This is a genomic window from Methylomonas subterranea (assembly GCF_024505185.1).
GTDB classification, from domain to species: Bacteria; Pseudomonadota; Gammaproteobacteria; order Methylococcales; family Methylomonadaceae; genus Methylomonas; species Methylomonas subterranea.
Map to the genome: position 1 here is coordinate 61,372 of NZ_JANIBJ010000019.1, position 13,346 is coordinate 74,717.

Below are 13,346 nucleotides of genomic sequence, written 5' to 3' on the forward strand. Positions count from 1 at the left end.
AGGTCTGAAGGCAAAACCGATCCGCTCCACACCCGACAGCGAACGCACACCCGGCATCTTTAATGGCATTACAACTGCGCAACTCCAAGACTTGGCTGTCAATGGGATTGTCGGCCTTCTTAACCGTCGGCTGCGGCTCCCCCGCATCCAGGGACCCGCAACAATTGAACCTGCCCCTACCCGGTCAATGGCAATCCGCTTCGGCCCTTCAGTCTCGGGTGTCGGCGCATTGGCTGGATAGCTTTGCCGATCCGGACCTGACGCTACTGGTCCAACGCGGCTTAAGGGACAACTTCGATCTCAAAAGCGCGGCCGCCCGCGTGTCGGCGGCTCGCGAACAGGCGGCCATCGCCGGTTCCGCGCGCGCGCCGCAACTGTATTTCAGCCCAGGCTATCGAGGTGGCCGCGATGGGGCCAACGATGAAAGCGGCGGTTTTTCGGCTCTGTTCGAACTGCAATGGGAGCTGGATGTCTGGGGCCGCATCCGGGACGCCCGTCAAGCCGCGATGGAAGACGCGGTTGCGGTCGGCGAAGATTATCAAGCCGCCCGCTTATCGCTCGCCGCCCGCATTGCCCAGGTCTATCTGGCGTGGCGAGAGGCTATTTTGCAGGCACGGGTTGCGGCGGAATCGGTCAAGGATAGGGGCGTCATCGTCGAACTGGTGCGCGGCCGCTTCAACAAGGGTTTGACCCGAGGTCTGGATTTACGGCTGGCCCTGACCGATCTGGCCAACGCCGAGGCACAAGCGGCGGAGACGCAAAATGCCGAGCAAGCCTTGCAAAAACTGCTGACGACCCTGTTGGGCCGCTACCCCACCGATTCGGCGGCATTACATGCGAAGGTAAACGAAACGGCATTCGCAACATCGGCCCTGCCCCAGCCGCCCCCTGCCCTGGCCGCCGGTTTGCCGTCCGAGTTGCTGACGCGGCGTCCGGATGTGATAGCCGCCTTCAAGCGTCTGCTGGCGGCCGACCAACGCCTGTCCAGCAGCGAAAAGGCCTTGTTGCCGCGAGTGACGCTAACCGCAGCCGGCGGTAGCGTGGGCACTGCCTTGGCCGACATCGTCGATCCCCGCGCCGCCGCCTGGCATCTGGCCGCCGGCTTGTTGCAACCCTTGTTCACCGGCGATCGCCTGCAAGCCGACATCCGCTTGCAACAAGCCAACATCGAGCAGGCCTATCGGCAGTACCAAAGCGTGGCCTTGAATGCCTTCCGCGAAGTCGAACAGGCCTTGGCGGCGGAAAGCCGCTTGCGCGCTCAGGAACTGGCCTTGCGCGAAGCCGTGGCGCAAACGGAAGCCAGCCGCAAACTGGCGGTGTATTCCTACCGGCAGGGTTTGATCGAAATTTTGACCTTGCTAGACAGCTATCGCAGCACCTTGAATGCGCAAAGCGCCCATTTGGCGGTGCGGCGGCAATTGCTGAACAACCGGATCGGCCTGTATCTGGCCCTGGGCGGCGGCGCATGAGCGAAAATCACGGCCGCCGCCTCGCGGCCGCCGGGCATAGTTTCTTGAAAATACTGCTGCCGGTGGCCGTCATGCTGATTGCCGGAGCGGCCAGTTGGGCCTTGTTTGTCTTGAAAGCGCAAAGCGGGCCGCAAGCCGAGCCGGAAGCCGCGACCGAAGTCAGCGTGACGCGAGTCGAACCGGAAAGCCTGCGCCTGAACGTGCTGTCCCAAGGCGTGGTGACGCCGCGCGAGGAAATCGATCTGGTCAGCGAGGTCAGCGGTAAAGTGGCAAGCATGCATCCCTCGCTGGTGGCCGGCGGTTTTTTCAAGGCCGGCGAGCGGCTGTTGACCATCGATCCCCGCGATTACGATTACGCCATTACCGTGGCCCAGGCCGGGGTGGCCGAAGCCAGGCGGGCGTTGATTTCCGAACAGGCCCAGGTCGAACAGGCTCACAGCGAATGGCGAGCATTGGGAGAAGGCGAAGCCAGCGAGCTGACCTTGCGCAAGCCGCAACTAGCGGAGGCCCAAGCCAAACTGCAAGCCGCCCGGGCCGATCTGGCCAAGGCCAAGCTCAACCGGGAGCGCTGCGAACTTAAGGCGCCGTTTGCCGGCCGGGTGTTGAGCAAACAGGCCGGTGTCGGTCAGTTTTTACCGGCCGGCGCGCCGGTGGCGCGCATTTACGCCAGCGATCTAGCCGAGGTACGCCTGCCGATAGGCGCCGAACAACTGGCTTTTTTGCGACTACCCTTGACCGTGCCGCCCGCCGATTCAACGCAGTGGCCCAAGGTGACGCTGAGCGCCGATCTCGGCGGCCGTCGGCGTTTTTGGCAAGGCCGGATCGTCCGCGTCGAAGCGGCGGTCTCGGAGGATAGCGGCCAGTGGTATCTGGTGGCTCAAATAGCCGATCCTTTTCGCCCCGGCGCCGATGGTCCGCCGCTGTTGAAAGGGTTGTTCGTCGAAGCCGAAATCGAAGGCATTCGGCAAGACGGTCTTTATCGTCTGCCGCGCGCCGCCGTCAGCCCCGCGCAAACCGTTAAAACGGTAGACAGCCGACAAACCCTGCAAATCAAGCCCGTGGAGGTATTGCGCGGCGATAGCGATTCGGTGGTGATCCAGTCCGGTCTCAATCCGGGCGATCGCGTGATTGTGTCAGAACTGCCGGTCGCCGTGGCCGGTACTCCGGTCAAGCTGCGCAATGACTGAGCGCCCGCCCACCCGCAACCCGGTAGCCTGGTTTGCCGCCAACCCGGTTGCCGCCAATCTGTTGATGTTGCTGATCGTTTGCGGCGGCCTGCTGGGCTTCGCCCAGGTCGACAAGGAAGTGTTTCCGCGTTTCAGTCCGCATCGGATCGTGGTTGAAACCCAATATCCGGGAGCCGGCACGGCGGAAGTCGAAGAGTCGGTGTGCGTGCCGATTGAAAATGCCATTTACGACATTCCCGGCGTCAAGCATTTGCACGCCGACATTCGCGGCGACGATTGCAAAATCGAACTGGAAATGATGCCCGAGGTCAGCCGCGAACAGCTGGTGGCCAGCGTGCAAGGCAAGCTGCAAGGCATTGTCGGTTTACCCCGGCAGCTGGAAAAAATTCGCGTGTCGCCGGCCGAGCGCGAGGACGACGACGGCGTGATCTGGGTGGCGCTGCACGGCAACACCGATGCTTTCACGCTGCAACGTTTCGGCGAGCGGATACAACAGCGGCTGGCCGCGATTCCCGGTGTCCGCAAGGCCCGCAATTACGGCGAAATGGCCTACGAACTGGCGATTGAAGTGGCGCCGGAAAAACTGCGCCAATACCGGTTGACGCTGGACGAAGTGGCGCAAGCGGTGCGCAAGGCTTCGATCGATGCGCCTGGCGGGCTGATCAAAAACCCGGATGGCGAATTGTTGTTGCGGGTCAACCGGCGCGCCAAGGATGCCGACGCTGTCGGCGCCTTGATCATAAAAACCCTGCCTGACGGGCACAGGCTGCGCCTGGACCAAATCGCCAACATCAAGGACGGTCTGGAGGAGCGTCTGTCGGAATGGCATCACAACGGCGAGATTGCCCAAGGTTGGGAAGTTCACAGCGCGCGGGACAGCGTGGCGGTCGCCCGTCAGGTCAAGGCCGAGGTCGAACGCTTGCGCCGGCAATTGCCGGCCGGGCTGCGGCTGATTACCTGGTGGGACGATTCGCAGGCTTACGACGAGCGCATCGACACCTTGCTCGAGGACGGTTTGAGCGGCTTTTTGCTGGTCTGTCTGGTTTTGTCGCTTTTTTTGCGGATCAGGGTGGCGCTATGGGCCGGCGTCGGCATCTTTACCTCCGTGCTGGGAGCGTTCTGGCTGATGCCGGCCCTGGATTTATCCCTGAACATGCTGTCGTTGTTCGGCTTTTTATTGGCGATGGGCATACTGGTCGACGACGCCATCATCATCGGCGACAGCGTGCACAGTCGCCAAATGGAAAACAGACTGCCGCCGTTGCAAGCCACCATTCAAGGGGTGCAAGACCTGGCGCTGCCGGTGATTTTATCGGTGTCGGTTGTGTTGGTGGCGTTTCTACCCGGCCTGTTCCTGCCGGGCTGGGGTGGCCAAATGATGAAACCGATTTGTCTGGTGATGATTTTGACCTTGGTGTTTTCCCTGGTCGAGGCCTTGCTGATTTTACCGTCGCATCTGGTCGGCGAATCGGCATCCGTGCTTCGGCCCAATCGCTTGCAACGCATCCGCGCGGCCCTGAACGACGGACTGGACCGCTTCGTCCTGTATCGCTATAGGCCATTCCTGGAAACCGCCATCGCCTGGCGCTATTTGACTGTCTCGCTGTTTCTGGGCCTTATCGTATTTTGCCTTGCCTTGGTCGCCAGCGACACCGTCCGGCAATCGTTCAGTCCCGACGTCAGCAAGGACAGCTTCTGGGTGTCCATGCAATTGCCGCAGAGCGCGCCGTATGCGGAAGCCAAGGCCCTGGCCGGCAAGGTTGAGCAGGCCTTGTTCGAATTACGCGACGAGCTGGACCACGGTCATGCCGACAGCGTAATCGTCGGCGTGGAAACCATGATTTGGGAACATGGGGCCGGTATCTGGCTGGAGTTTTCGCCCGCCGGCCGGCAACGCTTGAAAGTGGAGGATTTCATCCGCGCCTGGCGCCAGCGCATGGGCGATATCGGTCGCGGCAAGGTGGATTTCATCTACAAGGAAGGCGACGTGCCCTACGATATCGAGTTGCTGCTGGGAGCCGGCGACGCCGGACTGTTGCCGGAAGCGGGCGAACAGCTCAAACAGCAATTACGCGCGCTGCCCGGCGTCTATGACGTGGTCGATTCCAGCGAACCCGGCAAACCCGAAATCAAACTCAGTCTGAAGCCCAATGCCGAACGCCTGGGCTTGCGTTTGGAACAGCTGGCCGAACAAGTGCATCACGGCCACTACGGCGCTGAAGTGCATCGCTTTGCGCGCGGACGCAGCGAAGTCAAGGTGATGGTGCGTTATCCGCTGCAACAGCGGCAATCCTTGGACCACCTGAAACAACAGCCGATCCGCCTGCCGAATGGCGCGACGGCACCGTTGGAGGAATTGGCCGATCTGCAATCGGTCCCCGGATTTTCGCGCCTGGTGCGCGAAGACCGGCAACGGGTATTGAAAGTTCAGGCCCGCGTCAATCCGACGTTGGCGGACGTCAATGCTTTATATACCGAGTTGGAAAACAACCGCATACCCCGGTTGCAAGGGACTTTTCCCGGTTTGGACGTCAAAATCGGACAGCAACGCCAGGAGCAGGAAGCCATGCTGACGGCATTCGCCCAAAACACCCTGCTGGCATTGCTGGTGATTTACGCGCTGATCGCGGTGCCGTTTAAATCCTATTCCAAACCCCTGATCTTCCTGCTGGCGGCGCCGGTAGCCTGGTGCGGCGCGGTGCTGGCTCACTGGGGTTGCGGCTTGCCTTTGTCGTTGGAGTCCCTGGTTGGTATGATCGCCGCCAGCGGCGTGGTGGTCAACGACAGTTTGGTGCTGCTGGATTACCTGCGTCAACACGGCGATGACGGGCAACCGATGGAGCGCCTGATCGCCGATGCCTGCGGTTCGCGCTTTCGCGCCATTTTGCTGGCCTTTTTGACCAACTTTGCCGGTTTCCTGCCGACCCTGTTGGAAACCAGTCCGCAAGCGCAGTTTTTGATTCCCATGACCTTATCGCTGTCGGCCGGTCTGTTGATGGGCATGAGCGCCAGTCTGATCTTGACGCCGGTCTGCTACGCCATATTGAGCAAATCCGCGCCGCTCGGGCAAAAATCGATGGCCCTATAAACATTTGCCGTCGGACCGCGGGCTTATTCGCGGCATCGCTTGTGGCGAGTAGATCAGTCGTCCAAAACCATCGCGGTAAGCCGGTCAACAGCCGGCAAGGGATGAATACCCGGAAAGGCCTCCTGATCCTCGAAACCGGCATCGTCGGCAAATAATATATGTATATGGGCCGTTCCGCGCTCCGCTTGCCGATACCAGGGCATCAGACCTTCGGCCTGATGCCGCATGGCCCCGCTGGCGCCAAAATCCAGCTTGCCTTGTTCGTTGCAATATTTCATCAGCGTGTAGGCATTGGCGATGAAGTTCAGCCGTTTCCAGCCGGTCAGTTTGGCATGCCAGCGGGTTTGGTCCTGGCGGCGGTTTTCCATGAAGGTCGGGTATTTATTGCTGGACAAGGCCGATTCGACTTCGTAGGCAAAGGTCAGGGCCTGGCTGAAACTCCAGGCGCCGGGGATGCCGGCGTGTACCAGCGCGGCGTTGCGCTTGCCGTCATGGTGTATCAGGCCGCGTTGGCGTAGCCATTTCAACAGTTCTTCCCGGTCAGGCGCGTTGAGTATGTCGTCCAAACTATCGTTTGGCTTAGTTTCGGCGACACCCGCGGCGCGCTGCAGCAAATGCAGTTCCGCGTTACCCAGTACGGTGACGGCTTTTTTGCCCAGAGCTTTCACCAGCCGCAGCACCGCCAGGGAGTCCGGCCCGCCGCCAACCAGATTGCCGCTAAACCACAGGCTGTCTTTGTCGGGATTGAAAGCTATTGTTTCCAGCAGCGATTTCAGCGCTTGATGATCGCCGTTGACACTGCCTATGGCGTAAGTGGTCATTAAAAGCTCGCGTTGTGGAAGTTTACGGCCAAACCGATCTAGGTTTCTTCGGTTTCGTTAACGCCGTCCAGCAAGCCTTCCCGGCGTATCATGGCTTTAAAGCCTTTCATTACCGGCCGGGAAAGCGTGGTTTCCGCCAGCAGGCGTTGTTCGTAAATGCGGTTTTTCAGACCATCGTCAGGGTTTATAAGCGCCTCGGCGATCAAACCGTGCAGTTCGGCGGCCAACACTTCACCGGCTTGGGTTTTGACGGCATCGTACAACAACGCCATCACCTGCTTTTCAGCCGTCGGCATTTTGCATTTGCCGTCCAGAATCTTCAGCATCACGGCGGTGGCGCAATCGACATGGATAGGCGACAGGGGATGCAGCAGCAACCATTGTTGCACCTGGGCAGCATTCATGTCGCCGCCAGCTGTTCGGCAAGCTTTCCGGCATACGCCAACAGCGAGGCTTCGATGGCTTCGTAGGCGTATTCGGCAACCGCCCGCACGCCGATGTTGTTGAGTCTTTCGGTGGGGCCGTCGCCTATTTTGGCCACAAACACGGCGTGGCAATCCTTGATCGCCTCCAAAATACCGGCCATGGCCGCTTGATCGCCCTGCTGCCCCAGGCAGTAATGCGCCACTTCGCGGGTTTCGATATATCGGCACTGCTCGGGATCGGCCTGATAAATGCGAAATTGCTTGGCATGACCGAAATGTTCGCTGATGGCCATACCTTCCTTGCTGGCGACAGCCACCAAGAGCGGAAACCCGCTCATCGGCGGCACTCCGGCCGGCGTTGACGAAACCGGTCCGCAAGCGGATCGAACGTGTTTAGAAATAATCGGTGCATCATGGAGCCTGACTGCTTAGGAATTACTAACAGCAAGCAAAACAAATACCAATTTATGGATGTAGCGCCGCGCCTGACTTGCAAGGCACGGGCCGCCGAAGGGAATTAAAAAATTGTAGGATTGACGACAAACGGAGTGTTTGACCAAGTGCATGGAAAGTCATTTCGTCCCCGCCTTGTCGGGTCGGCAGCAAGGCCGGCAAGCGAATGCTACACAATCAACCCATCTTCCATATGCAATACATGGTCCATGCGGCCGGCCAGTTCCGGGTCGTGGGTGACTACCAGAAAGCTGACTTGCAACTCCTGGTTCAATTCCAGCATCAGTTGATAAATCTGATCGGCGGTTTTACTGTCCAGGTTGCCGGTCGGTTCGTCGGCCAGCACGCATTTGGGTTTATTGATCAGTGCTCTGGCCACTGCCGCGCGCTGGCGTTCGCCGCCGGACAGTTCGCCGGGTTTATGCAGAATCCTGTGCCCCAAGCCGACCCGTTTCAACAACTCCGCCGCCTGCTCCTGGGCCTGTTTGATCGGACATTTGCCGATCAGCAAGGGCATGGCCACGTTTTCCAGAATACTGAATTCGCCCAACAGGTGATGAAACTGATAGATAAACCCCAGAGAGCGATTGCGCAATTGGCTCAATTTGGCCGAGCCGACCTTATTCAAATCCGAACCGTCCAGAATCACGCTGCCCGAACTGGGTTTTTCCAAACCGCCCAACAAATGCAGCAAGGTACTTTTGCCGGAACCGGAGGCGCCCATGATGGCCACCCGCTGGCCGGCTTGTATGGATACGTCCACGCCCTTCAATACCTCGACGTTCAAATCGCCTTGCACGAAGCGCTTGGTGAGCTGACGGCATTCCAAAATCACGGAATTACTCATAACGCAGCACCTCGGCCGGATTGATACGCGAGGCCTGCCAAGCCGGATACAGCGTAGCCAACAGCGACAGGAAAAACGCGGTGGCGGCAATCCAGTACACATCGCCCCAGATCAGCTTGGAAGGCACTTCGCTGATGTAATAGACGTCGGCCGCCATGAATTGCACGCCGAAGGCTTTTTCGATGGCCGGCACGATGGTTTCCACATTCAGCGCCAAAGCCACGCCGCCCGCGGTTCCGATCAATGTACCGACGCTGCCGATCACGCAGCCCAGCACGATAAAAATACCCATCACCGAAAGATTGGTCAGTCCCTGGGTTTTCAAAATGGCGATATCGCCGCGCTTGTCGGTCACTACCATTACCAGCGTGGAGACGATATTGAAGGCGGCCACGGCCACGATCAGCAACAGGATGATGAACATGGCGCGCTTTTCGGTCTGCACGGCGCGGAAAAAGTTGCTGTGGGCCTTGGTCCAGTCGCTGACCCGGTAGTCGTTGCCCAACGCATCGGCGATATCCTGGGTGATAAGGGGTGCGTTGAATAAATCATCCAGCTTCAGGCGCAGGCCCGACACGGCCGGCTCGATACGGAACAACTTGCCGGCGTCATCCAGATGAATCATGGCCATGTTGCGGTCGTATTCGTACATGCCGACCTGAAACACGCCGACCACGGTAAAACGCTTCAGGCGCGGCAATATGCCGGCCGGGGTCGAGTTGACCTGCGGCGTGATGATGGTGACCTTGTCGCCCATGAATACGCCCAGATGGCTGGCCAGTTCCGCTCCCAAAATAATGCCGAATTCGCCGGGCTTAAGGTCGCCAAGCGTGCCGTATTTCATTTTGTCACCCACCTCGGATACCTTGGGCTCATAGTCCGGCAAAATACCTTGCACCAGGGTGCCGCTGACCTGGCGGTCGGCATTCACCATCACTTGGCCTTGGATAAACGGCGCCGCACCCTCCACATGCGAAAGTCCGTGAGTGCGTTCGGCCAGTTCCCGCCAGTCGTCCAACTGTCCGAAACGGCCAGTAATGGTGGTGTGCGAGGTCATGCCCAGAATACGTTCGCGCAATTCGGCCTCGAAACCGTTCATCACCGACAACACGGTAATCAAGGCGGTAACGCCCAAGGCAATGCCCAGGACGGAAGTCAGCGTGATGAAGGAAATAAACTGAGTGCGGCGCTTGGCGCGCGTATAGCGCAGCCCGATATAAAGAATCAGAGGTTTAAACATGCAATAAATGATCAGGGGTTCCGGCAGTCGGCGCAATAACCGTAGAGATACAGGCTGTGTTCCACCAAGGTGTATCCCAGCCGCTGAGCGATTTCCACCTGGCGTTTTTCGATGAATTCGTCGGAAAATTCATCGACCTTGCCGCATTTCATGCAGACGACATGATCGTGGTGGCTGCCTTTATTGAGTTCGAAAATGGAGTTGCCGCCCTCGAAATGATGCCGGTTCACTAACCCGGCGGCCTCAAACTGGGTCAAAACCCGGTAAACCGTGGCCAAACCGATTTCCTCGCCTTCCGCCAGCAATATCTTGTAGACCTTTTCCGCCGATAAATGCCGGTCGTCTTCCTGTTTCTCAAGAATTTCCAGAATCTTGACTCTGGGCAAGGTGACTTTCAAGCCGGCGTTGCGTAATTCCTGTGTTTCCATAGTCTTTACTCATCGTTCATAGTAGCAGGCCATTGTAGCGTTTTTTGCCCCGAGCCGCTGCGAGAATTATGGGATAATGGCCTTCCATTTTCGGCCGAAAGCTATCCCATCTCATGAAAAGAACCGTTTTCCTGCTGGCCGTTGCCGCCCCCCTGGCGCTGACAGCCTGCGAAACCATTCTCAACAATCTGCCCGGCGTCTATACCATTGATATCGAACAGGGCAATATGATAGATCAATCCATGGTGGATCAGTTGCGCCCAAACATGAGCAAGCGCCAGGTACTCTACATCATGGGATCGCCGATGTTGACCGACGCTTTCCACGACCGGCGCTGGGATTATCTGTACTCCGACCAACCCGGCGGTGGGGCCCGGCTGCAAAAACGCCTGTCGCTCTATTTCGACGGCGACCATCTGATCGGGGTACAGGGCGATTTTCGGCCCAGCCAGTTACCGGTAGTCAAAGAGTCCACCGAAACCACCGTCGACGTTCCCAAGCGCAATTTGGACCGAACCATGTGGGAAAAAATCACCGGTCTATTCGGCGGCGACGATACCCCCGCCGCGCCGGTCAAAACCGAAAACAAGCCGGTGGAAGCGGCAGCGGAATAAGCGCGCTTATCATTGCGTCCGCCCTTGCAAATTCGACTCGAAATCGCACACTGGTGCCAATACCTGAGTAAAATCGGGCTTGAATCCCATCCACAAAGCCCATGATCAATTTGTTGCAGCGCCACCCCCTGGGCCTCCCATCCCTAATCGCCGCATCGCTGGGCCTGCTTTTCCCGCTGCTGGCCGTCGCCCTGATGTTCTGGCACGAAAACCTGAGCCCCAACTGGCAAAATCTGGTGGCCCTGCACAACCGGAACTTCTTGTTGTACATCATTTGGAGCGCACCCGTGGTACTGGGTATTTTCGGCTTTGTGCTCGGCAAAACCAGCCAGTTGTTAAAACTGCAAATGGATACGCTAAAGCACCGAACCACCGAGCTGAATACCATATTGGACACCGCCGCCAGCGCCATCATCACCATAGACACCACCGGCGGCATCACCAACGTCAATAAAGCCACCGAACTCATTTTCGGTTACAAGCCCGCGGAGTTGCTCGGCAAGAATGTCAATGTCCTGATGCCCGCCGCAATGGCGGCGGAACACGACCATTATCTGCAACGTTATTTGCAAACCGGACAAGCCGTGATCATGGGCAAGCGCCGCGAAGTGGAAGCGCGCCGCAAGGACGGCACCACATTCCCCGCCTTGTTGCGGGTAAATCCCATGCGCATGGACGGCAGGATTTTTTTCTCGGGCGTCATAGACGACATCAGCGATACCAAAGCCTTGCAGACCCAATTGATACAGGCGCAAAAACTGGAAGCCATCGGCCAATTGGCGTCGGGCGTGGCGCATGAAATCAACACGCCGATTCAGTATATAGGCGACAATTTATTTGCGTTGAATCAGAACTTTATCGACATACTGGCCTACCTCCAAGCGCTCGCCGAACTGATACCCGCCGAATCGAGAGCTCGGGCCGATCAGCTTGCGGAAGACTACGATATCGAATTCATGCTGGAAGACAGCCCGAAGGCGATACAACAATCGCTGGAAGGGGTGGAGCGGGTCGCGGAGATCGTCCGGGCCATGAAAACCTTTTCGCACATTGAGTCGACCCAGGGCAAACAGCGCATCAATTTGCACGATGCACTCAACAGCGCGCTCACCATCAGTCGCAACAGTTACAAATATTTCGCCAAGGTGGAAACCGATTTCTCCAACGAGATCGGCGACATCGAATGCCATGCCAACCAACTCAATCAGGTGTTTCTCAATCTGATCATCAATGCCGCGCACGCCATAGAAGAAAGCCATGGTGACGCGGGATTGATACGCATAGTCACTCGCAAGCTGGCGGGATATGTTGAAATCCTGATCCAGGACAACGGCGCCGGCATACCCAAATCGATTCAGGATAAAGTGTTCAACCTGTTTTTCACCACCAAACCGGTGGGCAAGGGTACCGGCCAGGGACTCAGCCTGGCCCACAGCATCGTAGTCGATAAACATCGGGGGAAATTATTTTTCGAATCCGAAGTGGGACAAGGCACCACGTTTCATATTCAATTACCGGTAAATCCGGCCCAAGGCCAATGATGGAGTTGAAAAAACACATCCTGATTGTCGACGACGAGGAAAACATCATCAACGGCCTGCGGCGCCAATTGCGCCCCTATCGCGATCAATGGCGGCTGAGTTTCGCTCTCGGCGGCCAGCAGGCCTTGCAATTGATGGCGCAAAATCCGGTCGATTTAATCATCAGCGACATGCTGATGCCGGAAATGCGCGGCGACGAATTATTAAAGCGGGTCAGCCAGCTTTACCCGGCCACCATAAGAGTGATTTTGAGCGGCTACGCCGACGAATCGGCCATACAGCGCGCGCTGGAAGTGGCGCATCAACATCTGGTCAAACCCTGTGGCGTCGAAACCTTGCGCGAAACCATCACGCAGATCTTTAAAATTCAAGCCTGCGTGAAAAATCCCCGCATCATCGCCGGCATCGGCGACCCCGGCCAATTACCCAGCCTGCCGAAAATTTATCATGACATCAATGCCGCCATTGCCAACGAAAACACCACGGTCAACGACTTGGCCGAGATATTCGCCCGCGACATGGTGCTGTCCGCCAAATTGTTGCAGCTGGTCAATTCGCCGTATTTCGGCTTGCGCCGGATAGTCTCGAATCTCAGCGAGGCTATCAACATGATAGGAATCAAAAAGTTGAATAACCTGGTGTTGTCCGTGCATCTGAAAACGGCCTTTCCGGTCCTGGATCCCGCGACGGAACGCCACATGCAATATCTCTGGAAAGACGCCGCCAGAGTGGCCGAATTGGCAAGGTTGATTTCGCTGTCGGAGCGGCAACAACAGGACAGACCCGACCAAGCCTATCTGGGCGGCCTGCTGCACAACATGGGTTTATTGATATTTCTGTCCCGTGGCGGCAATCAACTCAAAACCCTGATGGAGCAAGTGGTCAATACCGACACGCCCGTCAGCGAGCTGGAGACGCAAATTTTCGGCTTTACCCGCTCCGAGGCTTCGGCCTATGTGCTGAGTTTATGGAAAATTCCGCCCCGCATCATCGAAGCCATACTGCTGCAAAACACCCCCAACGAAGCCGCCTACGACGGCGTCAGCGCGCTGACGGCGGTTCACGTGGCCGCCTGTCTGTTAAAGCCGGCCGTCATGGCCGATTGCGACCGTCTGTTTGACATCGCCCTGGACAGCGCATACCTGCTGCGCATCAACAAACTTCAGCGTTTGACGGAATGGCGAACGCTGGCGGAGCGGGTCATTGCCCAGTTCGACGCCGCGGAAACCTGAG

General features: G+C 57.9%; 12 protein-coding genes. 6 read left to right on the forward strand and 6 right to left on the reverse strand.

Annotation, left to right across the window (positions count from 1 at the left end):
- The first annotated feature begins 62 nt into the window (after positions 1–62).
- Genes NP590_RS11540 through NP590_RS11550 form a run of 3 tightly spaced genes read left to right on the forward strand, consistent with a single transcriptional unit; the run spans position 63 to position 5,744 of the window.
- Complete coding sequence (locus tag NP590_RS11540; RefSeq protein WP_256602539.1) at positions 63–1,469, forward strand: efflux transporter outer membrane subunit; 1,407 nt, start codon at positions 63–65, stop codon at positions 1,467–1,469.
- Positions 1,466–2,656 (forward strand): efflux RND transporter periplasmic adaptor subunit, encoded by a 1,191-nt coding sequence (locus tag NP590_RS11545; RefSeq protein ID WP_256602540.1) that lies wholly within the window; start codon positions 1,466–1,468, stop codon positions 2,654–2,656. Before NP590_RS11540 ends, NP590_RS11545 begins: the two co-directional genes overlap by 4 nt.
- A complete protein-coding gene (locus NP590_RS11550; RefSeq protein ID WP_256602541.1) occupies positions 2,649–5,744 on the forward strand; it encodes an efflux RND transporter permease subunit in 3,096 nt (1,031 codons plus the stop codon). The genes NP590_RS11545 and NP590_RS11550 overlap by 8 nt, the downstream gene beginning before the upstream one ends.
- 53 nt (positions 5,745–5,797) lie before the next feature.
- On the opposite strand, the gene NP590_RS11555 is transcribed toward NP590_RS11550, so the two are convergent.
- From NP590_RS11555 to fur, 6 genes are all read right to left on the reverse strand, one after another.
- Complete coding sequence (locus tag NP590_RS11555) at positions 5,798–6,565, reverse strand: symmetrical bis(5'-nucleosyl)-tetraphosphatase (protein ID WP_256602542.1); 768 nt, start codon at positions 6,563–6,565, stop codon at positions 5,798–5,800.
- Between the two features lie 38 nt (positions 6,566–6,603).
- Complete coding sequence (locus tag NP590_RS11560) at positions 6,604–6,969, reverse strand: hypothetical protein (RefSeq protein ID WP_256602543.1); 366 nt, start codon at positions 6,967–6,969, stop codon at positions 6,604–6,606.
- Positions 6,966–7,328, reverse strand: coding sequence for a NifB/NifX family molybdenum-iron cluster-binding protein (locus tag NP590_RS11565; RefSeq protein WP_256602544.1), 363 nt, complete (start codon positions 7,326–7,328; stop codon positions 6,966–6,968). Before NP590_RS11565 ends, NP590_RS11560 begins: the two co-directional genes overlap by 4 nt.
- A 284-nt stretch (positions 7,329–7,612) precedes the next feature.
- Positions 7,613–8,290: a lipoprotein-releasing ABC transporter ATP-binding protein LolD gene (gene lolD, locus NP590_RS11570; RefSeq protein ID WP_256602546.1), complete on the reverse strand. Its 678-nt coding sequence runs from the start codon at positions 8,288–8,290 to the stop codon at positions 7,613–7,615.
- Positions 8,283–9,530, reverse strand: a complete 1,248-nt coding sequence (locus NP590_RS11575; RefSeq protein WP_256602547.1) for a lipoprotein-releasing ABC transporter permease subunit — start codon at positions 9,528–9,530, stop codon at positions 8,283–8,285. The genes lolD and NP590_RS11575 overlap by 8 nt, the downstream gene beginning before the upstream one ends.
- An 11-nt stretch (positions 9,531–9,541) precedes the next feature.
- Positions 9,542–9,958 (reverse strand): ferric iron uptake transcriptional regulator, encoded by a 417-nt coding sequence (fur, locus tag NP590_RS11580; RefSeq protein WP_256602548.1) that lies wholly within the window; start codon positions 9,956–9,958, stop codon positions 9,542–9,544.
- Between the two features lie 113 nt (positions 9,959–10,071).
- Between fur and NP590_RS11585 the strand changes: the two genes are divergently transcribed.
- The 3 genes from NP590_RS11585 (at position 10,072) to NP590_RS11595 (ending at position 13,345) form a co-directional block, all read left to right on the forward strand.
- On the forward strand, positions 10,072–10,572 hold the full coding sequence (locus NP590_RS11585; protein ID WP_256602549.1) for an outer membrane protein assembly factor BamE: 501 nt from the start codon (positions 10,072–10,074) through the stop codon (positions 10,570–10,572).
- Between the two features lie 101 nt (positions 10,573–10,673).
- On the forward strand, positions 10,674–12,113 hold the full coding sequence (locus tag NP590_RS11590; protein WP_256602552.1) for a two-component system sensor histidine kinase NtrB: 1,440 nt from the start codon (positions 10,674–10,676) through the stop codon (positions 12,111–12,113).
- Positions 12,110–13,345, forward strand: coding sequence for a response regulator (locus tag NP590_RS11595; protein WP_256602553.1), 1,236 nt, complete (start codon positions 12,110–12,112; stop codon positions 13,343–13,345). The genes NP590_RS11590 and NP590_RS11595 overlap by 4 nt, the downstream gene beginning before the upstream one ends.
- The last annotated feature ends 1 nt before the right edge of the window (position 13,346 follow it).

Excerpts from the sequence above, each read along its gene's own strand:
- NP590_RS11565 (WP_256602544.1), bottom strand. The coding sequence starts at position 7,328 with ATGAGCGGGTTTCCGCTCTTGGTGGCTGTCGCCAGCAAGGAAGGTATG.
- NP590_RS11595 (WP_256602553.1), top strand. The coding sequence starts at position 12,110 with ATGATGGAGTTGAAAAAACACATCCTGATTGTCGACGACGAGGAAAAC.
- NP590_RS11560 (WP_256602543.1), bottom strand. The coding sequence starts at position 6,969 with ATGAATGCTGCCCAGGTGCAACAATGGTTGCTGCTGCATCCCCTGTCG.
- fur (WP_256602548.1), bottom strand. The coding sequence starts at position 9,958 with ATGGAAACACAGGAATTACGCAACGCCGGCTTGAAAGTCACCTTGCCC.
- NP590_RS11550 (WP_256602541.1), top strand. The coding sequence starts at position 2,649 with ATGACTGAGCGCCCGCCCACCCGCAACCCGGTAGCCTGGTTTGCCGCC.
- NP590_RS11545 (WP_256602540.1), top strand. The coding sequence starts at position 1,466 with ATGAGCGAAAATCACGGCCGCCGCCTCGCGGCCGCCGGGCATAGTTTC.
- NP590_RS11555 (WP_256602542.1), bottom strand. The coding sequence starts at position 6,565 with ATGACCACTTACGCCATAGGCAGTGTCAACGGCGATCATCAAGCGCTG.
- NP590_RS11590 (WP_256602552.1), top strand. The coding sequence starts at position 10,674 with ATGATCAATTTGTTGCAGCGCCACCCCCTGGGCCTCCCATCCCTAATC.
- NP590_RS11585 (WP_256602549.1), top strand. The coding sequence starts at position 10,072 with ATGAAAAGAACCGTTTTCCTGCTGGCCGTTGCCGCCCCCCTGGCGCTG.
- NP590_RS11540 (WP_256602539.1), top strand. The coding sequence starts at position 63 with ATGGCATTACAACTGCGCAACTCCAAGACTTGGCTGTCAATGGGATTG.
- NP590_RS11575 (WP_256602547.1), bottom strand. The coding sequence starts at position 9,530 with ATGTTTAAACCTCTGATTCTTTATATCGGGCTGCGCTATACGCGCGCC.
- lolD (WP_256602546.1), bottom strand. The coding sequence starts at position 8,290 with ATGAGTAATTCCGTGATTTTGGAATGCCGTCAGCTCACCAAGCGCTTC.